Origin of the sequence: Streptomyces sp. NPDC127117, assembly GCF_042677325.1 — a bacterium.
Taxonomy (GTDB): Bacteria; Actinomycetota; Actinomycetes; order Streptomycetales; family Streptomycetaceae; genus Streptomyces.
Genome location: NZ_JBHXTM010000002.1, coordinates 299,230 through 323,357 on the forward strand (window position 1 = coordinate 299,230; position 24,128 = coordinate 323,357).

Here is a 24,128-nt window from a genome sequence, read left to right on the forward strand (position 1 = left end):
TTCATCGCGTCGGTGTCACCGCTGCGACCGTTCGAGGGCCGGGCCGATCCTGCGGTCCGCCTTCGCCAGTTCCTCGTCCGGGTCGGCGCTCTCCCGGGTCAGTACGGCCTGTACGGCGCTGTCCAGAGCCGCGTACAACTCCTGGGCCGCGACGGGTGGTTCGACGACGTACCGGGTGGTGCCCAGACTGTTGAGGTAGGGGGTGAAGTTCTCCAGCGGCACGTTGGAGTGCTCGCGCTCGGCCGCCGTGGCCGGGCCGGAGACCTTCGCGTCGTAGAAGGGGAGGCCGGGGACACCGGCGGGGTTCTTGTCGGCGGCGGCCCGCGCGGTGCGCTCGGCGGCCAGCGCGGGATCGTACTTGGGCCTCAGATAGAAGAAGTCGATCCACTTCGCGGCGGCGCGGCGCTGGGCCCGGTCCGCCTTCGGCGAGACGACGGCGACGCCGCCGCCGAGCAGGGTGGACTTCTCGCCTTCCGAGGGAAGCGGGGCCTGTCCGTAGACTCCGGGCCTGCCGCGGAACTTGGCGACATAGGCACCGTAGGTGCTGGGGGAACCCAGCAGCATGGCGACCTTGCCGCCGGCGAAGTCGCGGGTCAGGTCGTCGGTGCCGCGCAGCTGCTGCTCGCCCATCGATCCGTCGTCCCACCGCATGGCCTTCAGCAGGGCGAGGGCCCTGCCGGTCGGGCCGTCCCGGAAGGCCGTGACCTGTCTGCCCTCCGCCTCCTTCTCCATCCGGCCGCCGTAGGAGTACGTCATGGTGGTCAGCATCCAGCCGCCGGTGTTGTCGGTGGTGTGCATGCCGAAGCCGGGGACACCGGTCCGGTCCGTGATGGTTCTGGCGGCGGTGCGCAACTCGTCCCAGGTGACGGGCGGCTTGTCGGGGTCGAGTCCGGCCCTGCTGAACAGCTCGCGGTTGTAGACCAGGCCGACGGAGTACACCTCGGTGGGTATCCCGTACACCTTCCCGTCGGAGTCCGTGACCGGGGCGAGCAGCCGCTTGTCGAACTCCGCGCCGTGCGGAAGTGCCTTGATCTCCTTGCTCAGATCGGCGATCCGGTGACGTTCGATCATGTCCGGCGGATAGGTCAGCGGCACCCGGAACACGGTCTCCAACTGGCCGGAGGCCAGGCGTGCGGGGAAGGTCTTGGCGTCCCACAGCGCGTCGGTCGGCTTGACCCTGATGTCCGGGTTGGCCTTCTCGAAGGCCCTGACCTGGGCGAGGAAGTCCTTCCGGCCGGCCGGCAGCGTGGTCGGCGGCATGCCGGCGACGGTGATCTCCGTCCTGCCGTCCGTGCTGCCTCCCTCCCCGCTGCCGCTCCCGCAGGCGGTGAGGGAGACGGCCATGAGCAGGGCCGCTCCGATAGCGGCGAGTCTCGTCCGGCGGCTCCCGGTCCGTCTGCCGGCTGGCCTGTGCGCTGGTTTGGTCATCATGGCTCCCATGGCTCCCATGGCTTCGGATCGGGCTGAGCAGAAGCTAGCAATAGCGCGTTAACGCGTAAAGATACTTAGGTCAACTTCCCTGAATCCGGGCCGGAGTTCGTGCAGTTAACACACTATGAGCGCCGTTGTTCGTTCCCGCCCACCACATGGGCCGCGCGGCTGTGATGCGTCTTCCGCCCGAAAGCTGCCCGGAGTTATCCTTAGCGCGTTAACGCGTAAGGGAGTGGTGTGGTGAGCGATGGGGGCAGCATGACCGAGGCCGAGCGGGACGGCACCGGCCAGGAACCGCTCTACCGGATGGTGAAGCGGGACCTCGTCGCGGACATCGACCGGGGTGCCTACGAGGCCGACCAGCCGTTCATCAGTCAGCGTGAGGTCTGCGAGAGATTCGGCGTCAGCTCCACGACCGCGGTGCGGGCCCTGAACGAACTCGTCGTCGAGGGCTATTTGATCCGGCACCGGGGGCGCGGAACGTTCGTGGCGGAGCGCGGCTCACCGCTGCCCGGCCCCGGCGCCGGGGAGCGGGAGCGCTCGGTCGCCTGTGTGATGCACGGGCGCGGCGCGCACCAGTCGGCGGTCGTCGACGGCATCGAGTCGGTGTGCGGCGAGGAGGGTCTGCGGATGTTCCTGTCGAACTCCAAGGGCTCGAAGCAGGCGGAGGAACACGCCCTGCGGCTGGCCCTGGAGACGGGCGCCGGCGGGGTCGTGCTCTACCCCGTCGACAGCGGCGCGGACTCACCGGCGCTGGCCGAGCTCGCGCGGTGCGGCGTTCCCGTCGTCATGATCGACCGCTACCACCCCGAGTCCCCGAGCGACGCCGTCGTCTTCGACAACTACGCGGTGGGGTTCGAGCTGACCGAGTACCTCATCGAGCGCGGCCACCACCGGATCGCCACGCTCTGGGACGAGACCGACGTCACCAGCGTGACGGAGCGGCTCACCGGGCACGTCCAGGCGCTGCGGAAGCACGGCATCCTGGTCTCGCCGGAGCTCACCGCCCTGACGACCTATCACCGGCTCCCCGACGACCGCCGACTGGCGATGCTCACGGCCTTCCTCGACCGCCCGGAGCCGCCCACCGTGCTGCTCTGCGCCAACGGCCACACCCTGGCGCACGCCGCCCGGGACCTGTCCGTCCTCGGTCTGGAGGTGCCCGGTCAGATCGAGCTGGCCGGCATGGACGATGCCGGTCCCTTCGACCTGCTTCCCCTGACGGTGGCCGCCGCCCGGCTCCCCTCCGGGGAGATGGGCCGCCGGGCCATGGAGATGCTCGCCCGGCGCATCCGGAACCCGGACGGTCCGCACGAGGTGCGGCACATCCTGCTGCCCGTCGGGATCCGCACGCGTGACTCCGCGCAGGCCTACCTGCGGGTGGTCGGCGCCGGACGTGCGTGAGGTATCGGGCCGGCTCACGGTCGGCCCGATACCTTGCGGGAGGTGCCGGTGCCCCTCCCGGTAGGAAAGGTTCTAGCCGCCGACCACCGGAAGCTCCAGCACACCGGTGTCCTGCGGGGCGCTGACCACCGTGACCGGCTTGATTCCCCGGTTGCCCGAGTACGCACTGTCGCTGGCCGCGATCACGAACTCCAGCCGGTGGCCCGCTTCGTACCGGTGGACGATGCCCGGCAGCTGCACGGTGAACGAGCGCGTGACGTCCGGCACCCGCACCGGGGAGACCAGCCGGTTCACGAGTGTCCGGCTGCCGTCCGGTGCGACGTCGTAGACCTTGGCGAACAGGACGAGCTTGTCGGCGGCGTCGCCACTGTTCTGGACCCGCTCCGTCTTCGGCGAGACGACCTTCAGGGTGGCCTTCGGCGCGCCGACCACATCGAGGGGCGAGGCCAGCGGGGCGCTGCTCCAGCCGAGGTAGGTGCCCTTGGTGTCATAGGGCTTGGGGTCGGGCAGGCCGATCAGTCCGGCGAGCGAGTTCTCCGAATGGCTGGTGGGGACGAGCCAGTTGACGTACTGGCGACTGCCCCGGGTGACCTCGGACCGGTTGTCGACGAGCTTCCCGTCGCCGGACAGGTACAGCTTCCGCGAGAGGGCCGGTACGGAGTCCGCGGTGCCGTAGCCGCTCCGCCAGTCGCGGTAGTAGGCGAAGCCGGGTCCGGTGTCGGTGTTCTTCCGGTGCTGGAGGTAGCGGTCGAACCAGGCGAGGACGCGCTGCCCGACGTAGCTGGTCTCCAGGTTGCCCTTGCCCAGGTCGAGTTCGCCGGGCACCTGCCCGCCGCTGTGGCCCCAGGCCTGCCAGATCATCTTGGTGGTGGTGCCCTGCGCCTTGAGGGTCTCGTACGTGGCGGTGGCCTCGTTCAGGTTGAACAGGCTGTCGGTCTGGCCCTGGACGAGCAGGGTGGGTGCCTTGACCTTGCCGAGGTGGTCGACGGGTGACACGCTGCGCGCGTAGTCGAGCATCTCGGCGGTCCGGTCGGCCGGGAAGCGGCCGGAGTTGAGCAGCCGGATGGTGTCGCAGGCCCGGGTCGCGAAGTGCAGACAGGTGAGGTTGTTGAACCGGGACGGGTCGAGGCTCGCGTTGAGGATCGTCTGCCCCTCCCCCATGAGGTAGAAGCCGTTGGTCCACTGCCACTTGAACACCCCGGGGGTGTCGGACGAGACACCCGTGCGGGTACCGGCGTTGTTGGGGGCGAGCGCGTACGCGAGGTCGTTCCAGGTGATCAGCGGTACGAGGGCGTCCACGCGCCGGTCGACGGCGGCGGTGGCCATCTGGATGGCGCCGCCGTAGGAGCCGCCGATCATGCCGACCCTGGGGTCGCCCTCGCCGTCCTCGGTGACGTAGTCGGCCTTCGTGCCGTCGTCGGCGGCGCGGGTTCCGGCGAGGAAGTCGATGAGCCCGGCGGCGGCCCGGCCGTCGATGGCCGGGTCGTCGAGGGTGATGAGACAGCCCGACTTGCCGAAGCCGAGTCCGGAGTAGACCAGGCCGACATAGCCGCGGGAGGCGAAGGCCTTGCCGATGGCGTCGGTCGAGCCGTCCGTCTTGCTTCCGCCGAAGCCGTTGGTGGCGAGCACGGCGGGGGCCGGATGCCGTGCGTCGACCCCGGCGGGTCGGTACAGATCCGCGTCGACGGTGCAGGAGCGGCCGCCCGCCTGGAGGGTGAACTTCAGCGGGGTGACGGTGTATTGGGAAGGCTCGGCCGCGGTGGCGCGCGCCGCACCGGTGAGGACCAGCGGTGCGGCGAGCGCGGCTCCCGCCACGTACGCGGCCGACTTCCGGGTGAGTGTCCGGTACCCGGACCGGGGGCGGGAAACAGCACGCGACACGAAGACCTCCACACCGAGGGCGACTTACCAACCGGTAAGTAACGGATCGCGCTCATGCTGTGACACGCGTCATAGTGATGTCAACGCTGGGAGGGGTGTTTCGTGAACGTCGCTCAACTTCTTTACCGTTCACGCCCGTTCAGAGCAGTGCCGGCACCTCGGCCGTCAGGGTGGCGGGGCCGCCGTCGCCCGGGGCGTCCAGCACGGCCGGCACGCCGAGCGGGATGGTGAGCGCGGTAGGGCCGTGTCCGAAGCCCAGCTCCTCGACGACGGGTACGCCCAGCGGGCCCAGCCGGTCGGCGAGCACGGCCCGCACCTTCTCGTACGGGCCGCAGCCCGCCCAGGAACCGCAGGCCACCCCCGCGATCCCGTCGAGCGCCCCGGCCCGCAGCAGTTGGGTGAGGATGCGGTCGATGCCGTACGGGTCCTCGGTGGTGTCCTCGATCACCAGCAGCCCGCCCCGGGCCGATGTCCTCGCGTGCGGGGTGCCCAGTTCGGCGGCGAGCAGGCTCACACAGCCGCCGTAGGTGATCCCGCGGGCGCGGCCGGGGACCAGCGCCCGCGCCGTGGGCAGGCCGAGGGTCCGTACCGCTTCGGGCTCGAACAGGGTGGCCCGCAGGGACTCCTGCGTGTCCGGGTCCTTGAGGAAGGTCTCGGTGCCGGCCATCGGGCCGTGCAGGGTGGCGAGCCCCATGCGCAGGGCGAACGCCTCGTGGAGCACGGTGATATCGCTGTAGCCGATGAAAACCTTGGGTCCGGCCGCGCGCATCGCCGCCCAGTCGACCAGGTCCACCATCCGCTGTACGCCGTACCCGCCGCGGGCGCAGATCACCGCGTCCACCGCCGGGTCGCACCAGGCCTCCTGGAGATCCCTGGCCCGCGCCTCGTCCGTACCGCCGAGATGATCCAGCTCCGGGTGTACGTCGCGGGCGTGCGGTGCCTCGACGGGGTCCAGGCCCCAGCCGCGCAGGATGTCCAGGCCCGCTTCGAGGCGGTCGGCGGGCACCGGCCCGCTGGGTGACACGACGGCGATCCTGGCCCCCGGGCGCAGCCGGGCCGGGCGGGTCAGCGGTGCGAGGGTCACTTCTTCAGCTCCAGCCGCGGCACGTCGGTACGTTCGATCCCGAAGGTCTGGGCGTACAGGGAGAGTTCGGCCTCCAGGGCGCGGATCATGGTGTCGGCGCGCCGGAACCCGTGTCCCTCGCCCTCGAAGGTGAGGTAGGCGTGCGGGATGCCGCGTCCGTCGAGCGCGGCCAGGAACCGCTCGCACTGGACGGGCGGGCAGATCGGGTCGTCCAGTCCCTGGAGCAGCAGGAAGGGGGTGGTCAGCCGGTCGGTGCGGCTGACCGGCGAGCGTTCGCGGTAGCGCTCCGGGACTTCGGCGAGCGGGCCCACCAGGGACTCCAGGTACCGCGACTCGAAGTCGTGGGTCTCGTCGGTTCCCCAGCCGGTCAGGTCGAGGATGGGGTAGATGATCGTTCCGCAGGCGTAGACATCGGTGCCGGTCAGCGAGGCCGCGGTGGTCCAGCCGCCGGCGCTGCCGCCCCGGATGGCGAGCCGCTGCCGGTCGGCCGTGCCCTCGTCGGCCAGCGCCGCGGCGACGGCCGCGCAGTCCTCGACGTCGACGACGCCCCACTGTTCGCGCAGCCGGTTGCGGTATGCCCTGCCGTAGCCGGTGGAGCCGCCGTAGTTGACCTCGGCGACGCCGATGCCGCGCGAGGTGAAGTAGGCGATCTCCAGGTCGAGTACGAGTGCGGCGTGGCCGGTGGGGCCGCCGTGCGCCCAGACGACGAAGGGCGGGCGCTCGTCCTCGGGGCCGGTCCGGTCGGGGCTGCGGGGCGGGTAGACGTGGGCGTGGATCTCGCGTCCGTCGGGCCCGGTGAAGGTGCGTTCCTCGGGGCGCGGGTAGTACGCGGGATCGACGGCGTCCTGGTGCGGTGACCCGATGACCCGGGTGCGGCCGGTCGCGGTGTCCAGCTCCACCACCTCGAAGGAGCTGTACGGGCTCGCGGCGACGCCGATGACCCGGCTGCCGTGCACGGCGAGCGTCTCGGCCCATTCGGTCCAGGGCCCGGCGACGTCGACGAGTTCACCGGTCTGCGGGTCGAGGATGCCGAGGGTGGTGGTGCCCCTGCCGTGGATGGTGGCGATCAGGCCGTTGTCCAGCGGCCGGAACCAGTCGAGGCCGATCTTCCAGAGCGGTCCGGCGAACTCCTGCTCGCGGGGACAGAGCGCGACCATGCCCCGGTCCGGGTCGGCCCGGTAGAGGTTCCACCAGCCGCTGTGGTCGCCGGCGAGGAGCAGTTGCCCGTCGGCGTCCCACTCGATCTGCGGCACCGATTCCTCGGGGCCGCCGGCGAAGGAGCGGGGGCGGTGGAAGGTCCCGTCCCCGGCCACGTCCGCGAGCATCACCTCGGTGCCGTCCCACGGCATCCGGGGGTGGTCCCAGGCGATCCAGGCCGCTTGCCTCCTGTCGGGCGAGAGCTTGGGTCCGGTGACGAACCGGCTGCTGTCGTCGGTGAGTTCGCGGACCGCGGCGCGGTCGTCGGCTGCTGAGCCGTCCAGGGGTACGGCCGCGATCACCCGGCGCAGGTCGGTGGGGCCCTCGCCGGTGAACTCCTCCAGGACGCACCAGACTTCGCCGCGGTCGGGGTGGAGCTGCGGGTCGGCCCAGCGCAGTCCGCCGGCGGTGGCCGGGACCGGGGTGAGCGGTACGGGTTCGCCGGGCCCGTCGGGGGCGTAGGCGTACAGCCGCTGGTCGGCGAAGTGGACGAAGACGATCAGCGGACCGTCCTCGGTCCGCGCTGCCCCGGCCCAGGGCCGTCCGCCGTACTCGATGACCCGGCTCCGTACGTTCCACGGGGCGGGCAGCACGCTGTCGGTGCTCCCGTCCGCCCGGCGGCGGACCAGGGCGCGGCGGCCGGCCTCGGCCGGGCGCGGCTCCGTCCACCACACCTCGTCGCCGACAGCGCCGACGTACTCCGGGCGCCCGTCGTGGGAGGCGGCGAGCGCGGCGTCGATCGGCGACGGCCAGGTTCCGTGAGCCCCTGTGGGCAGCATGATCGATTCCCCCTGTAGCGGTCAGGCAGTACGCAGGTAGTGGTCGAGGACCCGGACACCGAAGTGCAGGGCCTCGACGGGGACACGTTCGTCGACGCCGTGGAACAGCGCCTGGTAGTCGAAGCCGACGGGCAGCTTCAGCGGTGAGAAGCCGTAGCCGGTGATGCCGAGCCGGGAGAACTGCTTTGCGTCGGTGCCGCCCGACATGCAGTACGGGACGACATGGCCGGCCGGGTCGAAGCGTTCGATCGCGGCGCGCAGCTTCGCGAAGGTCGGCGAGTCGACCGGGGCCTGGAGCGGGACCTCGCGGTGGTGGAACTCCCAGTCGACGTCGGGGCCGGTCAGCCGGTCCAGGGTGGCGTGGAACTCGTCCTCGCCGCCGGGCACCATCCGGCCGTCGACGAAGGCGGTGGCGTGGCCCGGGATCACGTTGACCTTGTACCCGGCCTCCAGCATGGTCGGGTTGGAGCTGTTGCGGACGGTCGGCGCGACCAGGTCGGCGGCGGGGCCGAGCTTGCCGAGGAGTTCGTCGACGTCGAAGCCGGGGGCGTCCAGGTCGGGGTGTATGCCGTGCAGGGCGGCGATCTCGGTGAGCGCGGCGCGGACCGTCGGGGTGAGCCGGACGGGCCATTGGTGCTCGCCGATCCGGGCGACGGCCGCGGCGAGCGCGCTGACCGCGTTGTCCTTGTTGACCTTGGAGCCGTGCCCGGCCTTGCCGTGCGCGGTGAGTTTCAGCCAGCCGGTGCCGCGTTCACCCGCGGCGATCGGGTAGAGCGGCAGGTCCGGTCCGGCGTGGAAGGTGAAGGCGCCGGATTCGCTGATGCCCTCCGTGCAGCCCTCGAAGAGCTCGGCGTGCCGGTCGGCGAGGAAGCCGGAGCCGTCCTCGGCGCTGGCCTCCTCGTCGGCGGTGTACGCGATCACGATGTCGCGGCGGGGCCGGACGCCGGCCCGTGCCCAGCCGCGTACGACGGCCAGGACCATCGCGTCCATGTTCTTCATGTCGATGGCGCCGCGCCCCCAGACGACGCCGTCGCGGACCTCGCCGGAGAAGGGGTGCACGGACCAGTCGGCGGCCTCGGCGGGGACCACGTCGAGGTGGCCGTGGACGAGCAGGGCGTCGGCGGACGGGTCGGTGCCGGGAATCCGGGCGACCACATTGGTACGTCCGGGGGTGCGCTCCAGCAGGGTGGGTTCCAGTCCGGTGTCGGCCAGCCGTTCGGCGACGTACTCGGCGGCCGGGCGTTCGCGGCAGTCGCCGCCGCCTCGGTTGGTGGTGTCGATCCGGATCAGTCCGGAGGTGAACGTCACCGATTCGTCGAGCGCCTGCCGGTCGACGCCGCCGGTGCTCTCCTGGGGGTAGGTCGCCTCAGCCATACTGTTCCTCCACGGCGGACGACACGATCGTCGTCACCGCCTTGAACGTGCGGATTCCTTCGTACATCGTCGCGCTGGTGTACGCGACGCGCCGTTCGCCGGCGGCCGCCACGCCGGGGACGACGGTGGCCGCCTGGGCCAGGTGTTCGGCGTCGAACTCCATCTCCACGGTGAAGGGTCCGCCCTCCACCGGTGTGTGCCGCACGGCGAGCGCGGCGGCGTCCTTCGCGGCGGCCCGGATGTCGGCGGCGGTACGGGCCGGGGTGCGGCAGACCGCCGCGTACCGCGACACGTAGTCCTTGACGGCGACCTTGCGGGCCCGGGGTGCGTACCCCTCGGCGTCCACGCAGGTCAGGTCGTCGCCGGTGACGAGGACGACGGGCACCCCGTACTCGGCCACGACGTGCGCGTTGAGCAGCCCCTCGCTCGCGCGGGCGCCGTTGAGCCAGACCCCGGTGATGGAGTTGGCGAGATAGGTGTGCGCGAGCACGCCCTCCGTGCCGGCGCCCGTGTGGTAGCCGACGAAGGCGATGGCGTCGACGTCACCGTGCTGGATCCCCTCGACCATGGAGAGGGACTTGTGCCTGCCGGTGAGCATCTGGACGCGGTCGTCGAGCCGCTCCAGCAGGAGGTTGCGCATCGACCAGTGGGCCTCGTTGACGAGGACCTCGTCGGCGCCGCCGTCGTAGAAACCGAGCGCCGCCGCGTTCACGTCGGAGGTGAACATGGCACGGCACCGCTCCCACTGGGGAGTGCCCGGCAGCACATCGGCCGGCCAGGTCACACCGGTGGCGCCCTCCATGTCCGCGCTGATCAGGATCTTCATGCCGGGTCACGCTACGCGCCCGAGAACCGCCAGGCCAGAGCCTCGGAGACGTTCAATGGTCCAGTCCTCCGAAGAGAGTGCGACGCACGCCCCGAACAGCCGCATCACGGACGTCCTTCCGGGGCTGCCGCCCGGCGCGGCTTGACACTTTCCACCACCCCAGACCATGATTCCATTAATTGACTAATGAAATTGAGGCGAAGTGCATGGCAGACGCATTCACTCCGGACGGCGCGTCGGGCGCCTGGGCCCTGGAGGCCCGCGGTCTGGGTAAGCGCTACCGTCGCGGCTGGGCGCTGCAGGACATCTCGTTCCGGCTGCCGGCCGGCCGGATCTGCGGTCTCGTCGGCCCCAACGGAGCAGGAAAGAGCACCCTGTTGGGGATCGCGACCCGTCAGGTGCAGCCCACGGAAGGTGACCTCCGGATCTTCGGCGTGCCCGTGGACGACCCCGGGGTCATGCCGAAGTTCGCGTTCCTCGGCCAGGACAAGCCGCTGTTCAAGCGGTTCACCGTCGCCGAGACGCTGCGCATGGGCGCCGAGCTCAACCCCGGCTGGGACATGGCCGCGGCGGAGCGGATCGTGCGGTCCGGCCAGGTGCCGATGAACGCCCGGGTCGGCACGCTCTCCGGTGGCCAGCGCACCCGGGTCGCGTTCGCGCTGGCCTTCGGCAAGCGGCCCGATCTGCTGCTGCTCGACGAGCCGATGTCCGACCTCGACCCGTTGGCCCGCCACGACATGAGCACCCTGCTGATGTCGGAGGCGGTCGAGCGCGGGACCACGGTGGTGATGTCCTCCCACATGCTCTCCGAGCTGGAGGACATGTGCGACTACCTGCTCGTCGTCTCCGACGGCAGGATCCGGATGGCGGGCGACGCGGACGCGCTCGTCCCGGCCCACTCGCTGGTGACCGGGCTCGCCACGGACGGCGACCCGGCCGCCGCGCTCGCCCCGCACACCGTGATCCAGTACCGCGTGCAGGGCCGGCAGTTCCACGCGCTGGTCCGCCCGAACGGCCCGCTGTCGGGTGACTGGGTGGTCGCCGAACCGAGCCTGGAAGAGGTGCTGCTGGCGCACCTCCGCTCGCCGGACGCGCCCCCGTTGTTCACGCCCGGTGCCCGGATCCAGGCCGAAGGGAGCCACACCCCATGAGCACCACCCTGACCGACGCGCCCCCGACCGGGCGCACCCCCGGGCCCCGCTTGCTGCGCGGGCTGAGCTGGCTCGTCGCGCGCCAGCACCGGGCCGCGCTGCTCAGCCTGCTCGCCGTGACGGTCCTCGGCTCGATCTGGCTCGTCTACGAGCGCAGCCGCATGAAGGACGTCCTGGACGCCGCGGGCTGGCCGGGGAAGGAACTGGCGCAGCCGTCGTTCGACTCGGACGGTGTGGGTCTCGTCGTCACCGCGCTGGGCGGACTGCCGCTGATCCTCGCCGTGTTCATCGGTGCCCCGCTCATCGCGGGGGACCAGGAACAGGGCACGGCGCAGCTGGTCACCACCCAGTCGGTGTCGGGCCGGCGCTGGGTGGCGACGAAGTTCGCCTGGATCTACGCGGCGGTGCTCGTGACCACCGCGGTGCTCTCGGCGCTGTTCACCTGGTGGTGGAAGCCCTACCGTTCGGTGTTCCCCACCCTTTGGTCGGACGGGTCGCTGTTCGATGCCACCGGCCCGGTGCTCCCCGCGCTCTGCCTCTTCATGACCGCCGCCGGCATCACCATCGGCGTGCTGGTCCGCCGCGTCCTGATGTCCATGGCGATCACGTTCGTCTTCGCCGGGGCCGCCGGGGTCGTCTGGGACCGGATGATCGTCAACCTCGCCCCGACCCGCACGATCACCTACCCGCTCGACGCGGACATGCCCGCGCGGCTCAACGAGTCGCTGGAGGTGGACCGCTGGATCGGTTCCGCCGACGGCCATCTCTACGGCTGGGGCCTGTGCGCCAAGACGACCGAGGCGGCCTCCGACGCGTGCGTCAAGAAGCACGGCATCGTGGACAATGTGTACGAGTACCTAGGCTTCGACCAGATGCCGGCCATGCAGTGGACCGGGGCGGGCATCCTGCTCGCGGGTACCGTCGTGCTCACCGCGTTCGTCCTGTGGCGGGTGTCCCGTCGGCCCCTCTAGGACCTGCCGACGCAGGTACACAGGTTTTCGACAGCCGAACGGGAGGTGAAGGCAGTGGTCGTGTTCCGTATCGACCGGCGCAGCGGAGTGGCGACATACCTCCAGATCGTGCGACAGGTCGAACAGGCGCTGCGCATGGGCGCCCTGGAGGAGGGTGACCGGCTGCCCACGGCGGCTCAGGTCGCCGCCGAGACCAAGGTCAACCCGAACACCACCCTCAAGGCGTACCGCGAGCTGGAGCGCGCCGGGCTCGCGGAGGTCCGGCAGGGGGCGGGCACCTTCATCACCCGCTCCCTGGTCCCGCCCCAGGCGGGCGCCGACTCCCCCTTGCGCACGTCGCTCGCCGAGTGGCTGAACGAGGCGCGGGCGCAGGGCCTCAGCGGCCCGGAGGTCGACGCACTCTTCCGGTCGGCCTTCGCGGCCGTGTATCCGGGCGGGGCGGACGCCGGCTGAGGGACGCCTCCGCGGGCGTCGTGGTGTGCGGCTGCTCCGGTCCCTCCCCGGGACCGGAGCAGCCGTTTCTCACCCCGGCGGCGGGTAGTCGCCCGTGGCGCCGTCGGTCCGCTCGCGCAGCAGGTCCGCGTGGCCGTTGTGGCGGGCGTACTCCTGGATCATCACCAGGAACACCCAGCGCAGGCTGACGGTCCGGCCGCGGGTGGCCGACACGAAGGTCTCGTCGAGACCCCGCCCCGCCACGGCGGCCTCGCACGCCTCGACCTCGGCCCGGTAGGCGGCGAAGTCGCGTTCGGCGTGAGCGGCGTCGACGCCTTCGAGTCCTTCGTCGCCGTCGCCCGGGGCGGTGAAGACATCACCGATGGGCTCACCCGCGAAACTCCGCCGGAACCACCAGCGTTCGATCTCGGCCAAGTGCCGTACCAGCCCGAGCAGGGTGAGACCCGACGGCTCGGCAGTGGTGTGCGCGAGCTGTACGGCGGTGAGCCCGGCGCACTTGGTGAGCAGGGTCTCCCGGTGCCAGCGCAGCCACCCTTCCAGCATCGCCCGCTCGTGCGCGGTGCTGGGTACGTTCAGCTGGTCGCCGTCGGCTGTCGTGCGTTCGATACGAGGTGCCGTCCATGTCATGGCGGCCATCCTCACACCGGCGGGCTCACCGCTCAGGTCAGTTCCCGCAGGAGCGGTTCCGGGTCCGCGAGCAGGAACAGGTGGCCGCCGTCGGGGACGGTGCGCAGCTCGGAGCCCGGGATCCGGGCATGCGCCCAGCGCGCCACCTCGATGGGGACATTGCCGTCCGCGTCGCCGTGGAGGAACAGGGTCGGTACGGAGACCGAGTCCAGCGGGTCCGGCAGTGGGCGGGCGTAGCCGGCGAGGTCGGTGATGGCCGCGTCCACGCCCTGGCGCTGGCCCTCGTCGGTGTCCACCTCGGACAGGGCCCGGAAGGCGGGGGTGCTCATGATCAGCCGGTCGGAGCGGGGCCAGGCGTCGAGGTTCGGCTCGCGCCTCGTCTTCTTGAAGATCCCCTTCCCGGCGAGCATCGGCCGGGCGAGCGCCGGGGCCCAGACGACGATCCGGTTCATCCACTTGACCAGCGGGATCCGGCGCGCGTACGCGGCACGGGGGGCTCCGGGGACGGCGGCGCAGGCGAGGATCAGCCTGGTGACCCGCCCGGGGTGCTTCTGGGCCGCCGAGAGCGCGTATCCGCCGCCGCCCGAGATCGCCACCAGCGTGGCCCGCTCGTGGCCGAGGTGGTCGAGCAGGGCAACGAAGTCGTCGTTCCAGCGGTGGAAGCCACGACCGGGCACGGGGTCGGTCTCCCCGTACCCCGGCCGGTCCGGGAAGACCAGGTGCAGGCCCGCGTCCACCGCCGCCTGCCGCAGCGCGAGGCCCTCGTAGCGGCTGCCGGGAGTGCCGTGGAGCACGATCACGGGCGGGGCGGCGGGATCGCCGTACGAGCAGTACGCGATCCGGCGCCCGTCCGGGGCCGTCAGGCGGTCCGTCCTGGGCAGTTCCGGCGAGTCCGGCAGGGAGGTGGTCATCTCTGCTCCTCGTGCGATGCGGGGTTGGCGGCAGCGGCGGCGATTCCGCCGATGACGAAGTCGAGGCCGAAGGAGAACCTGCGGTCGTAGTCGTGGTGGTCGGCGAACACGGACGCGGCCCGGCGTTCCGGCGGGAGCTGGATCAGTTCCAGATCACCGCGGCCGAGGCGGATCGCCACGTGCCCGGTGACGAAGTCGTGCAGGGTGCCGTACGCGTACGCGGCGGCCTCCTCGTCGAGCCCGGCACTGCGCAGCGCCGCCACGACCCGGTACGCGACGTCGTCGGCGCCGGGCCCGACCAAGGAGGCGCGGCGGTGCGCCTCCAGGATGACGGGGTGCCGCATGAGCAGGTCGTGGAGCGTGTCGGCGAACAGCCGGACGATGCCGCGCCAGTCGTCCGGCCAGTCCACCGACCGGGTCACCTCGCCGACGATCCGGGACACCAGCGCGTGCTGGAGTGCGTCGATGCCGCCCGTCGTGCGGTGGATCGCCATCGGTGACACCTCCAGCCGGTCGGCCAGTGCGCGGAAGGTCACGGCATCCAGCCCCCGGTCGTCGGCCAGCTCGGTCGCGGCGTCCAGGACCGCGTCGAGCGTGACCGCCCGGGGACGTCCGTTCTTCGGAGTGCTTGCCTTCTCGACCACCATGACCGCACCATATCGATACGCGTAACGAAACTTCAATGGGAGCGCGCATGACGCAGTTGCACGACCTCACCGCTCTACAGCTGGCCGCCGCCTACGAGAGCGGCGACACCGGTCCCGCCGAAGTCGTGGATCATCTGCTGGCCCGGATAGGGGACGGCGACCGGGTGGGGGCGTTCACCACCGTGTCGGCCGACCGGGCCCGCATCGCGGCGGCCGAGGCCGAGCGCGTACTGCGCACGACGGATCGCACCGGCCTGCCGCGTCTGTTCGGTGTGCCCACCGCGGTCAAGGATCTGGAGGCCACCGCGGGCGTACGCACCACACTGGGGTCGGCGCTGTTCCGCGACTGGATTCCCGGGCACGACGACGAGATCGTGAACGTCATGTCGGACGCCGGACTGATCAGCCTCGGCAAGACCACCGTCCCCGAGTTCGGGGCCGCCTGCTACACCGAGCCCGAGGTGTCCGGCCCGGCGCGCAGCCCGTTCGACCTCACCCGGAGCGCGGCCGGCAGCAGTGGCGGCGCTGCGGCGGCGGTCGGCGCGCTGCTGGTGCCGATCGCGCAGGGCAGTGACACCGCGGGGTCGGTGCGCTCCCCCGCGAGCGCGTGCGGGGTGGTCGGGCTCAAGCCGAGCCGGGGACTGGTCACCGCGGGCCCGGACGGCAATGACGGGATGGGGCTCTCCGTACGCGGGCCGCTCGCCCGCACCGTCCGCGACACCGCCGCGTTCCTCGACGCGCTGACCACCCGTACCGGTGCCGGCACCGTGCATCCGCCCCGGGTCGACAGCTACGAGCGCGCCTGCGACACACCCGTGCCGCGGCTGCGGATCGCACTCGCCCAGGGGTCGGTCTCCGGCTCGCCCGTGCATCCCGAGGTGGCCGCCGCCGCGGAGCTCACCGCCCGTACACTGGCGGGCCTCGGGCACGATGTGTTCGCCCGGGACCAGGCGCCGGACGCCGAGCTGACCGAGGGCTTCCGGGTGATGTTCACGGCACTGGTCGGATCCAGGACCATGACGCTCGACGGGTCGTCACTGCGTCCGATCGTCCGCCATCTCCGCTCCCGGGCCCAGGAGTTCAGCTCGGCGGAGCTGGCCGCCTCGATCGGCCTGGTCCAGTCCCGCGCCCGCGCCTGGGCACTCGACCACGCGGACGCGGACGTGGTGATCACCCCGACCGTGACCACCCCGCCGACGCTCGTCGGCCAGCTCCGCGACGACGCCGACCCGGCGGCGGAGCTGGCCGCGATGACCGCGTTCACCGGCAACACCGTGCTGGCGAACGCCACCGGTTTCCCGGCCATCAGCCTTCCGCTGGGCTGGAGTTCGCAGGGCCTGCCGCTCGGGGTCTCGCTCACGGCCGGATGGGGCCGCGAGGACCTGCTGCTCGGCGTCTCGGCCGCACTGGAGGAGGCGCTGCCGTGGGCCCACCGCTACGGCGGCCGGGCCCGGGGCATCTCCGCGTGAGGGGGTGGCGCGGCGAGAACACCTCGCCGCCCTGCCTTCCGGCGACAGCGGCACCGGGGCCGGGGCGTCGACCGGCTCAGCCGGTGGGCTGCCCCTTGAGGATCTCCTCGATCCTGGCCAGCTCCTCGTCGGCGAATTCCAGGTGCCGGACCGTCTCGACGCTGTTCTCCAACTGGGCGACGCTGCTCGCCCCGACCACGGCGGAGGTGATCCGGCCGCCCCGCAGCACCCACGCGAGCGCCATCTGCGCGAGGGACTGCCCGCGCTCGGAAGCCACCTGGTCGAGCGCCCGCAGCCGGTCCACCAGCTCCGGGGTGACCGCGTCGGGCGTCAGGAAGGGGCTGCTGCCCGCGGCGCGCGAGCCTTCCGGGATGCCTCGCAGATAGCGGTCGGAGAGGATGCCCTGCTCCAGCGGCGAGTAGGCGATCGATCCGGTGCCCAGCTCGTCGAGCGCCGTGAGCAGGCCGTCCTCGACCGTGCGGTCCAGCATCGAATAGCGCGGCTGGTGGATGAGCAGCGGTGTGCCCAGCCCGTCGAGGATCCGGGCGGCCTCCCGGGTCTGCTCCGGCGAGTAGTTGGAGATGCCGACGTACAGCGCCTTGCCCTGACGCACCGCCGAGTCGAGCGCGCCCATCGTCTCCTCCAGCGGAGTGTCGGGGTCGGGGCGGTGCGAGTAGAAGATGTCGACGTGGTCGAGGCCGAGCCGGGTGAGGCTCTGGTCCAGCGACGAGAGCAGATTCTTCCTGGACCCCCACTCCCCGTACGGGCCTTCCCACATCAGGTAGCCCGCCTTGGTAGAGATGACCAGCTCGTGCCGGAGCCGGGCGAAGTCCGTCCTCAGTGCCCGTCCCATCGTGGACTCCGCGGCGCCGGGCGGCGGTCCGTAGTTGTTGGCGAGGTCGAAGTGGGTGATGCCGAGATCGAAGGCCCGCCGCAGGATCCGCCCCTGGGTCTCCGGCGTCCTGTCGCTGCCGAAGTTGTGCCACAGACCGAGGGAGAGCGCGGGAAGCAGCAGTCCGCTGCGTCCGGTGCGCCGGTAGGGCATGGCCTGATAGCGGTCGGCGGACGGAAGGTACATGCGGACTCCACGGAAGAGGGCGGGTGCGGTGCGCAGGGTTCAGGTTGGCCGACAACGATCCAGCAGTCCAACAGAAGATTCTGCTGGGATTCAGCGCTTATATTTCTCAATCATGGAGCTGCGTCAGCTGGAACACTTCGTCGCCGTCGCCGAGGAACAGCACTTCACCCGTGCCGCCGAGCGCCTCGCCGTGTCGCAGTCGGGGCTCTCCGCCTCCGTCCGGGCCCTGGAGCACGAGCTCAGGACACCGCTGTTCAGCCGCACCACTCGCAGCGTGCGGCTGACGGAGGCGGGGCAGGCGCTGCTGGTGGAGGCCGAGCGGACGCTGGCGGGGGCCCGGGCGGCGCGGGATGCCGTCGACGCGGTACGGGGGCTGCTGCGCGGCACCCTGTCGGTGGGCGTGGAACAGTGCGTGCCCGGGGTGCATGTGCCGCGTCTGCTGGCGGCCTTCCACAGCAAGCATCCGCTGATGGAGATCCGGCTCCGCAATGAGGGCACCACGAGCCTGGTGGACGGGGTGGCCGGCGGGCGGCTCGACGCCGCCTTCGCCGCGACGGTCCGTGCCGACGAGTGGCGCGGCGATCTCATTCCGCTGGCGCGCGAGCCCATGGTCGTGCTGTGTGCGCCGGGCCACCGGTTCGCGGCGGCGGAGCGCGTCGCGTGGCGTGAGCTGTCCGGTGAGTCCTTCATCGACTTCCACCCGGACTGGGGCCCGCGGCGGGCGGCGGACGGGGCGTTCGGCCGGGCGGGGGTGCGGCGCACGGTGGGGCTGGAGGTCAATGACGTACACAGCCTGCTGGAGCTGGTGCACGAGGGGCTCGGCATCGCGCTGGTGCCGCATCATTTCTCCCGCAAGCCGGAGGCCCGGGGGCTGGTGACGCTGAGCCTCGAAGAGCCGCAACAGCCTTGCTACGAAAGCGTCGTGGTGCTCCCGGCGGCCCAGTACATGAGCCCCGGCGCGCGGGAACTGATGACGCTGCTCCGAAGCGTCGGTGCGAGCGGCGACACTGCCGCGCCGTGACGGCGGGCGGTGCCGGTGGTCATCCGCCCAGTGCCCTCGCGAACGCTCCCGCTTCCTGTGCGACCCCGCTGCGTGTGTCGTCACCGTGCACCGGCTCGTGCGGCCGTCCGGCGACGCGGAGGCCGGCGCGGTGGCCGGGAACGCCGAGGCCGGCAACGCACGTGCCGTGACCGTCCGTCTGTGGCACGAGATCGCGCTGATCGTGAGCGTGCCGCTGATCGACCCGATGTGGAACGTGCCGGCCATCGAACGGGGCTGCCGCTGGACAGCATGCGGTTCCGGTTCATGATCGACCGGGTGATGATCGCCGCGGCGGTTGCGCTGTTCGGCTGGGTCGAGGACCTGGCGGCGAAGCGCCGGCCGCGACTGCTGCCCACTACGGTGCAGGGTGCTCGGTCAGCAGGGGGAACAGTCTGGTGATCGCGGCCACGGCCACGGTGCCTGCCGGGCGTGCGCCGGGCCGCTGGTCCCGTTCGCGGTAGCCGGCCAGCAGCAGGCGGATCGAGGCGGCGAGTTCGGCCGTCTCCGCCGGCGTGAGGTGGACCACGGCGCTGAAGGATTCGTCGTGCTGCCACTCGGCGGGCGCCTGGTCCCGATGGGCCAGCCAGCGCTGATAGCTCTCGTCCTCCAGCCCGCGGGCGAGAACGTCGAACTCTTCCGGTGCCGCCTCGGCCGGCTGGTGCGCGGAATCCCAACGCAGCCGCCAGGGCCGGGCCCGCCCGCCCTTGTGCGGGACTTCCTCGATGAGCCCGTGCCGGGCGAGCTGGCGCAGATGGAACGAGCAGAGGCCGGAGCTGTGGCCGAGACGGGCGGCGGCCTGCGTGGACGTGACGGTGCCGACCTCTGCGAGCAGGTCCAGCAGGGCGATACGCACGGGATGGTCCGGGAGCGAGCACCGGGCGCGTTGCGAGGAGGGTCGCGCGGATGCAACGCGTCCGTCGCCATCGTCATGGGGTACGCCCCGCCGGTCCTCGCCCTGCCGGTAGTCGCTTTGCCGGTAATCGCTTTGCCGGTTCTCATCGCTCACTTTGCAAAGACTGCTACTTTGCAAAGCATTCGGTCAAGTGACCTGCCGTCGGCCGGGGCGCCTTCCCCGGCCGGCTCAGGCATGCGCGGAAGGCGTTGATGATCCATGGCTGTTGGTTTCGGCGGCACCTCGCAGGACCGTCGGGTGCGCGTACAGGGCGAACCCGTCGAGTCCTTCCCCCGGTTCGCGCCGGAGGTGGAACGGGGTGCGGTACGCCGCATCACCGTCGTCGGGGAGGAGATCCTGCGCCGCCGGTGCCGGGAGGTCACCGCTTTCGGCACAGCGGAGCTCTCACAACTGATCGACGACATGTTCGCCACGAACCTGGTGGCGGAGGGCGCGGGGCTGGCCGCCAACCAGGTGGGCGTGGACCTTCAGTTGTTCGTGTGGGACATCACGGACGAGTGGGGGGTGCGCCATGTGGGGCACATCGCCAACCCCGTCCTGGACGAGGTGCCGGCCGAGCATCGCAGGCTGGTCGACGAATCCGAGGGGTGCCTGTCCGTTCCCGGCCCCTACCGTGTGGTGCCGCGCCTCGACCGTACCGTCGTACGGGGTCACGACAAGGACGGCAGATCGCTGGTGATCGAGGGCAGGGGCTACTTCGCCCGCTGTCTCCAGCACGAGACGGACCACCTGCACGGCCGCCTCTACCTGGACCGGCTCTCCCAGCGGGAGCGCAGAACGGCCCTGCGCGAAATGGCCGGGGCCAAGGACGAGACCTTTGCCCGGCGTGCCGCGTCCGCCGCGAAGCTGGGCAAGTAGGAGGCCGGGCGGACAGGCGTGCACTCGGGGCCGGCGGCTCGGGAGTCCGGGCACCGGTGGGGACGGGCCGTGGCCGGGGTCACCGAGCGGCTCAGTCGTGGAGAGTGACGCCGGGCAGCGGGAGGCCGGTGGCGTCGAACAGCGCGGTTCCGCAATCACAGCGCTCGTCGGCCAGGGTCTGGTCCGCCGGCAGTTCCCAGACCAGCATCGACGAGCAGTTCGGGCAGTTCAGGCTGACCAGGGTCTGTTCGGGTTCCGAGCCCCAGGCCCGCACCGGGAGGCCATGGTGCGTCAGCCCGGCCGGCTCACGGCCACCGGTCAGCGCGACCAGTAGCTCGTACGTGTCGGTGCCGTTGTCCACGACCATGAGCGTGCAGCCCAGACCGGCCAGCACTGCGGACAGATGATCGAGCCGGCGGACCGGGAGATCACCGCGTCCCAGGGCCGGGCCGGACTCGGCGTCACGGTGGTCGGCGTCGGTGTCGACGTCTGTCGGCTCCGCCCCGAAGGCCCGTACCCGACCGGCCACGAACTCCGCCAACTGGCCCGGGTGTTCCTCACCGGTCCAGTCCATCGCGAACACCACACTGTCGACCCGGACCCCCCGGGCCCGCTCGCCCGGGGCCAGGACCAGCTCTTCCAGTACATCCGGCTCTGTCACGACGAGCACGCTATCAACTGCCGGGCTGCGGACCTTACCGCCGTTGTGCCGTTGCCGTTCGAGGTCCCAGCACGAACCACCGTGCGGGCAGCGCGACCCGCGTACCGTCGGGCAGGTACTCGGTCTGGGCCAGGGCCGTGGCGCCCTCGGCCAGCGTGGTGAGCCCGGCCTCCCCTAGCAGCCGCCGCACCTCCTCCTCGGTGGCGCTCGCCGGTTTGAGCCCGTGGGCCAGCACCCTGCGCAGCTTCTCCGGCGGGCCGTCCGGTCGCTGCGCCACCTGCTGGAGCACGTCCTTGGAGGCCGGGGTCGGCTCGGTGACGAAGGCCCGTCCCCGCTCCCCCAGCAGCGTCGCGACCGCCGCGGCGACGGCGGCCCTGGCCTCGGGCTCGCTCTGGTGGATCACGGCACGCATATAGACATTGGTGTCGCCGATCCGCTCGCGCAGGGCCGCCACGGCCTCCGCGTCGACGAGGTCGAGCTGGGCGAACTCCGCGACGCCCGCGGTGTCCGCGCGGCGGGCGTGCTCGACGGCCGCGTGCGAGAGGTCCACCCCGATCGCCCGGGCGAAGCGGGTGGCGAGGTAGCGGGTCTGGGTGCCGTTCCCGCAGCCGAGGTCGACGACGGGCAGCGAGGTGTCGGCGTGCGGCAGCAGCAGTTCGGTGTGGGGTACGGAGGTGAGGGACGGGTCGGAGTCCCAGATCGCCTCGCCCGGGGTGTCCGAGGTGGCGGACCAGTAGCCTTCCCACGCCTCGCGGTAGTGCTGTGACACGTCCATGCGCGCTCCCGGTCCGTTCGTCCTGCGACGCCCTGCGGTGTTCCGCGGCGTTCTTCTCAGGACCGGACTACCGTCCCGGGACGGCCCCGGCAAGACCCCGCACAGCATCCACCCGCTCCCCGGCCGGGCCTTCACCAGGTGTGCGACCTGGGGCCCGGGATCCCGCTGAGTGCCTGTTCGAACCAGACGGTCTTGCCGTGCGCCGTGGTGCTGGTGCCCCATTCGCGGGCGAGGGCGCTCACCACGAGCAGGCCGCGTCCGGACTCGTCGTGGGAGGTGGCGTCGAGCAGCGTGGCCGGGGCGGGTTCGTCGTCGCTGACCTCGCACAGCAGGGCCCCGGTGCGCACCAGTCGGAGCACGATGTGATGGGACCGGCCGTGCTTCACGGCGTTGGTCACCAGCTCGCTGACCATCAGCTCGGCCGCCTCCACCGCGTCCGGCAGCTTCCAGTCGAGCAGCTTCCCGCGCACCAGGCGTCGTGATCGCGCCACCTCCCTCGGGTCCAGGGCGAGTTGCCACTCCGCCACGTCGTCGTCCGGGATGCCGTTCAGCCGTGCCATCAGCAGCGCCACGTCGTCCTTGCGGCCTCCGCTCGGGTTCAGGGCGCGGATGATGGTGTCGCAGGCGTCGTCCATGGAGGCGGCGGGATGGGCGGCCGAGGCGCAGAGCGCGGCGAGGCCGGCGCCGATGTCCTGGCCGCGCACCTCGACCAGCCCGTCGGTGCACAGGATCAGCCGGTCGCCGGGCCGCACCCGTACGGTCGCGGTCTCGAAGGCGACACCGCCCACACCGATCGGGGCACCGGTGGGAAGGGTCAGGAGTTCGGCCCGGCCGTCCTCGGCCCGGACGAGCACGGGCGGGATGTGCCCGGCGTTGGCGATCTGGACTTCGGAGCGGATCGGGTCGTATACGGCGTAGAGGCAGGTCGCCAGATACTGCTCGCCCAGGCGCTGCGCCAGGTCGTCGAGATTGCGCAGCAGTTGGGACGGCGGCATCTCCATCGTGGCCATGGTCAGTACGGCGGTACGCAACTGGCCCATCATCGCGGCCGAGTTGAGGCCGTGCCCCATGACGTCGCCGACCACGAGCGCGGTCCTGGAGCCGGGCAGTTTCACCGAGTCGAACCAGTCGCCGCCGACCCTGCCCAGCCGGGCGCCGGGCAGGTACCGGGTGGCGATGTCGCAGCCGGCCATCCGGGGAGCGACCTGGGGCAGCATGCTGTCCTGGAGCGTCTCCGCGACGTTCTCCTGGTAGGTGTACATGCGGGCGTTGTCGAGCACCAGCCCGGCGCGGGCGGCCAGTTCGGCGCCGGTGGTGCGGTCCATGTCGTCGAAGGGCTCGCGGCCGGGGCGGCGCATCAGGACCATGAAGCCGAGGACCACGTCGCGGGCCTTGAGCGGCACGATCAGCAGGGAGCGGTGGGTGATCAGCGGGCGCAGGTCGCGTTTCTCGAACTCGCCCGAGATCCGATTGCTCATCTCCTCGCTGACGTACGGGACGAGGACGGGTTCGCCGGTGACCATGCACTGGAAGAACGGGGTGTGTTCGGGGAAGGCGATGGACTCGCCGACCGGGACGGTGTCGTCCCAGCGGCCCGGTTCGTCGTTGTGCTCGACCCAGACCCGGTGCCAGACGGTGGTGACGTCGGGCGGTCCGTCCGGGAAGCCCTCGCCGGCCAGAACGGCGGCACGCAGATGCGTGCCCGCGAAGTCGGTGAAGCGGGGCACGGCGGCGCTGGTGACCTCGCGGATGGTGCGTTCCAGGTCGAGGGAGGAGCCGATGCGGCCGCTGACCTCGTTGAGGAACTCCAGCCGTTCGCGGACCGCCGCGTATTCGAGGTCCAGTTCGGGGCGGGGGACGGCGCGGGGAGCGGTCGCCGCTTCGCCGTCCACGAGCGGGGAGCGGGCGGGGTGCCGGGCGCCGCGTCGCGGCACGCCCCAGTCGGGGGTGACCGGGACCTGGCTGTGGTGGCTGAACTCCAGGACGGGGTAGCCGAGTTCGAGTACCTGGGCGACGATCCTGGTCGCCTCGCCGACGCTCATGCTGGGCAGGATCTCGGGCAGCCGGCCGGCCAGCTCCCGGTAGCCGGGGAAGTCGGTGTGGAGCGCGAACGCGGGGGCGACGGTCCCGGTGTCCCGGTCGTCCGCCTTGCCGCCCTCGCCCAGCCGGACGGCGTCCGCGGCGAGCACCAGAAGCCGCTCGGAACCCGGGCCGACCAGTGGATAGGCCCACCACAGGACGTCGATCCTGCCGCGCCCCGGTTCGTCGATCCGGGCCCGGCCCGACGCCGGGTACGGGAGGTTCCCGCCCGGCGGCGCGTCGAGGTCGGCGCCGAGTCCGCAGTCCGGTACGGGATCGGCTCCGGGCCGGACCGTCTCCTGCGCCCGGTCCAGCACACCGTGGATCGGCAGGAGTTCACCGGCCGGGCAGCCGACCGCCTCCTGTCTGGTGACGCCGAAGAGCCGTCTCGCGCCGCTCGACCAGTGCGAGACGAGCCCGTCCGCGTCGACCACCGCGACGGCCAGCGGCACACGGCCCGTCATGGCGTCGCGCGACGACGATGTCCGCTGCGGCGGCACCTCGGGTTGCATGGGTG

21 protein-coding genes and 1 pseudogene are annotated in these 24,128 nt (G+C 71.6%); 8 read left to right on the top strand and 14 right to left on the bottom strand.

The window, feature by feature from the left end:
• Positions 1 to 15 precede the first annotated feature (15 nt).
• Positions 16 to 1,344 (bottom strand): ABC transporter substrate-binding protein, encoded by a 1,329-nt coding sequence (locus ACFVH0_RS03315; RefSeq protein ID WP_385817751.1) that lies wholly within the window; start codon positions 1,342 to 1,344, stop codon positions 16 to 18.
• Positions 1,345 to 1,689: 345 nt separating this feature from the next.
• Here ACFVH0_RS03315 and ACFVH0_RS03320 point away from each other — a divergent pair, with 345 nt between their 5' ends.
• A complete protein-coding gene (locus ACFVH0_RS03320) occupies positions 1,690 to 2,835 on the top strand; it encodes a substrate-binding domain-containing protein (RefSeq protein WP_385817752.1) in 1,146 nt (381 codons plus the stop codon).
• Between the two features lie 72 nt (positions 2,836 to 2,907).
• Here ACFVH0_RS03320 and ACFVH0_RS03325 read toward each other — a convergent pair whose 3' ends face one another.
• From ACFVH0_RS03325 to ACFVH0_RS03345, 5 genes are all read right to left on the bottom strand, one after another.
• A complete protein-coding gene (locus tag ACFVH0_RS03325) occupies positions 2,908 to 4,728 on the bottom strand; it encodes a CocE/NonD family hydrolase (RefSeq protein ID WP_385817753.1) in 1,821 nt (606 codons plus the stop codon).
• 127 nt (positions 4,729 to 4,855) lie between these two features.
• Complete coding sequence (locus ACFVH0_RS03330) at positions 4,856 to 5,800, bottom strand: LD-carboxypeptidase (RefSeq protein WP_385817754.1); 945 nt, start codon at positions 5,798 to 5,800, stop codon at positions 4,856 to 4,858.
• Positions 5,797 to 7,776, bottom strand: a complete 1,980-nt coding sequence (locus ACFVH0_RS03335; RefSeq protein ID WP_385817755.1) for a prolyl oligopeptidase family serine peptidase — start codon at positions 7,774 to 7,776, stop codon at positions 5,797 to 5,799. The genes ACFVH0_RS03330 and ACFVH0_RS03335 overlap by 4 nt, the downstream gene beginning before the upstream one ends.
• A gap of 21 nt (positions 7,777 to 7,797) precedes the next feature.
• Positions 7,798 to 9,150, bottom strand: a complete 1,353-nt coding sequence (locus tag ACFVH0_RS03340; RefSeq protein ID WP_385817756.1) for a M20/M25/M40 family metallo-hydrolase — start codon at positions 9,148 to 9,150, stop codon at positions 7,798 to 7,800.
• Positions 9,143 to 9,976, bottom strand: coding sequence for a M55 family metallopeptidase (locus ACFVH0_RS03345; RefSeq protein ID WP_385817757.1), 834 nt, complete (start codon positions 9,974 to 9,976; stop codon positions 9,143 to 9,145). Before ACFVH0_RS03345 ends, ACFVH0_RS03340 begins: the two co-directional genes overlap by 8 nt.
• 206 nt (positions 9,977 to 10,182) lie before the next feature.
• On the opposite strand from ACFVH0_RS03345, the gene ACFVH0_RS03350 reads away from it, so the two are divergent.
• From ACFVH0_RS03350 to ACFVH0_RS03360, 3 genes are read left to right on the top strand one after another with little or no spacing between them, the layout of a single operon-like run.
• Positions 10,183 to 11,127, top strand: a complete 945-nt coding sequence (locus ACFVH0_RS03350) for an ABC transporter ATP-binding protein (RefSeq protein WP_385817758.1) — start codon at positions 10,183 to 10,185, stop codon at positions 11,125 to 11,127.
• Complete coding sequence (locus ACFVH0_RS03355) at positions 11,124 to 12,098, top strand: ABC transporter permease (RefSeq protein WP_385817759.1); 975 nt, start codon at positions 11,124 to 11,126, stop codon at positions 12,096 to 12,098. The genes ACFVH0_RS03350 and ACFVH0_RS03355 overlap by 4 nt, the downstream gene beginning before the upstream one ends.
• A gap of 45 nt (positions 12,099 to 12,143) precedes the next feature.
• On the top strand, positions 12,144 to 12,551 hold the full coding sequence (locus ACFVH0_RS03360; RefSeq protein ID WP_385817760.1) for a GntR family transcriptional regulator: 408 nt from the start codon (positions 12,144 to 12,146) through the stop codon (positions 12,549 to 12,551).
• A 69-nt stretch (positions 12,552 to 12,620) separates the two neighbouring features.
• Here ACFVH0_RS03360 and ACFVH0_RS03365 read toward each other — a convergent pair whose 3' ends face one another.
• The 3 genes from ACFVH0_RS03365 to ACFVH0_RS03375 are packed head-to-tail and all read right to left on the bottom strand — an operon-like array spanning position 12,621 to position 14,736.
• Positions 12,621 to 13,178, bottom strand: coding sequence for a DinB family protein (locus ACFVH0_RS03365; protein WP_385817761.1), 558 nt, complete (start codon positions 13,176 to 13,178; stop codon positions 12,621 to 12,623).
• Positions 13,179 to 13,210: 32 nt separating this feature from the next.
• On the bottom strand, positions 13,211 to 14,089 hold the full coding sequence (locus ACFVH0_RS03370; protein WP_385817762.1) for an alpha/beta fold hydrolase: 879 nt from the start codon (positions 14,087 to 14,089) through the stop codon (positions 13,211 to 13,213).
• A complete protein-coding gene (locus tag ACFVH0_RS03375) occupies positions 14,086 to 14,736 on the bottom strand; it encodes a TetR/AcrR family transcriptional regulator (RefSeq protein WP_385817763.1) in 651 nt (216 codons plus the stop codon). Before ACFVH0_RS03375 ends, ACFVH0_RS03370 begins: the two co-directional genes overlap by 4 nt.
• Positions 14,737 to 14,783: 47 nt before the next feature.
• Between ACFVH0_RS03375 and ACFVH0_RS03380 the strand changes: the two genes are divergently transcribed.
• On the top strand, positions 14,784 to 16,205 hold the full coding sequence (locus ACFVH0_RS03380; RefSeq protein ID WP_385817764.1) for an amidase: 1,422 nt from the start codon (positions 14,784 to 14,786) through the stop codon (positions 16,203 to 16,205).
• A 76-nt stretch (positions 16,206 to 16,281) separates the two neighbouring features.
• Here the strand turns inward: ACFVH0_RS03380 and ACFVH0_RS03385 are convergent, their stop codons facing one another.
• Positions 16,282 to 17,283 (bottom strand): aldo/keto reductase, encoded by a 1,002-nt coding sequence (locus tag ACFVH0_RS03385; protein WP_385817765.1) that lies wholly within the window; start codon positions 17,281 to 17,283, stop codon positions 16,282 to 16,284.
• A gap of 112 nt (positions 17,284 to 17,395) precedes the next feature.
• On the opposite strand from ACFVH0_RS03385, the gene ACFVH0_RS03390 reads away from it, so the two are divergent.
• Together ACFVH0_RS03390 and ACFVH0_RS03395 are read left to right on the top strand one after the other, a co-directional pair.
• Complete coding sequence (locus tag ACFVH0_RS03390; protein WP_385817766.1) at positions 17,396 to 18,304, top strand: LysR family transcriptional regulator; 909 nt, start codon at positions 17,396 to 17,398, stop codon at positions 18,302 to 18,304.
• Positions 18,305 to 18,458: 154 nt separating this feature from the next.
• Positions 18,459 to 18,724 (top strand): annotated as a pseudogene (locus ACFVH0_RS03395) (acyltransferase); the annotation flags it as partial.
• Here the strand turns inward: ACFVH0_RS03395 and ACFVH0_RS03400 are convergent.
• Complete coding sequence (locus ACFVH0_RS03400; protein ID WP_385817767.1) at positions 18,681 to 19,355, bottom strand: helix-turn-helix domain-containing protein; 675 nt, start codon at positions 19,353 to 19,355, stop codon at positions 18,681 to 18,683. The pseudogene ACFVH0_RS03395 and the gene ACFVH0_RS03400 sit on opposite strands and share 44 nt — an antisense overlap.
• Before the next feature lie 81 nt (positions 19,356 to 19,436).
• On the opposite strand from ACFVH0_RS03400, the gene def reads away from it, so the two are divergent.
• Positions 19,437 to 20,096 (top strand): peptide deformylase, encoded by a 660-nt coding sequence (gene def, locus ACFVH0_RS03405; RefSeq protein WP_385817768.1) that lies wholly within the window; start codon positions 19,437 to 19,439, stop codon positions 20,094 to 20,096.
• 91 nt (positions 20,097 to 20,187) lie between these two features.
• Here def and ACFVH0_RS03410 read toward each other — a convergent pair whose 3' ends face one another.
• The 3 genes from ACFVH0_RS03410 to ACFVH0_RS03420 form a co-directional block, all read right to left on the bottom strand.
• On the bottom strand, positions 20,188 to 20,757 hold the full coding sequence (locus ACFVH0_RS03410) for a hypothetical protein (protein WP_385817769.1): 570 nt from the start codon (positions 20,755 to 20,757) through the stop codon (positions 20,188 to 20,190).
• A 34-nt stretch (positions 20,758 to 20,791) separates the two neighbouring features.
• Positions 20,792 to 21,532 (bottom strand): class I SAM-dependent methyltransferase, encoded by a 741-nt coding sequence (locus ACFVH0_RS03415; RefSeq protein ID WP_385817770.1) that lies wholly within the window; start codon positions 21,530 to 21,532, stop codon positions 20,792 to 20,794.
• A 131-nt stretch (positions 21,533 to 21,663) separates the two neighbouring features.
• Positions 21,664 to 24,123: a SpoIIE family protein phosphatase gene (locus tag ACFVH0_RS03420; protein WP_385817771.1), complete on the bottom strand. Its 2,460-nt coding sequence runs from the start codon at positions 24,121 to 24,123 to the stop codon at positions 21,664 to 21,666.
• Positions 24,124 to 24,128: the final 5 nt, after the last annotated feature.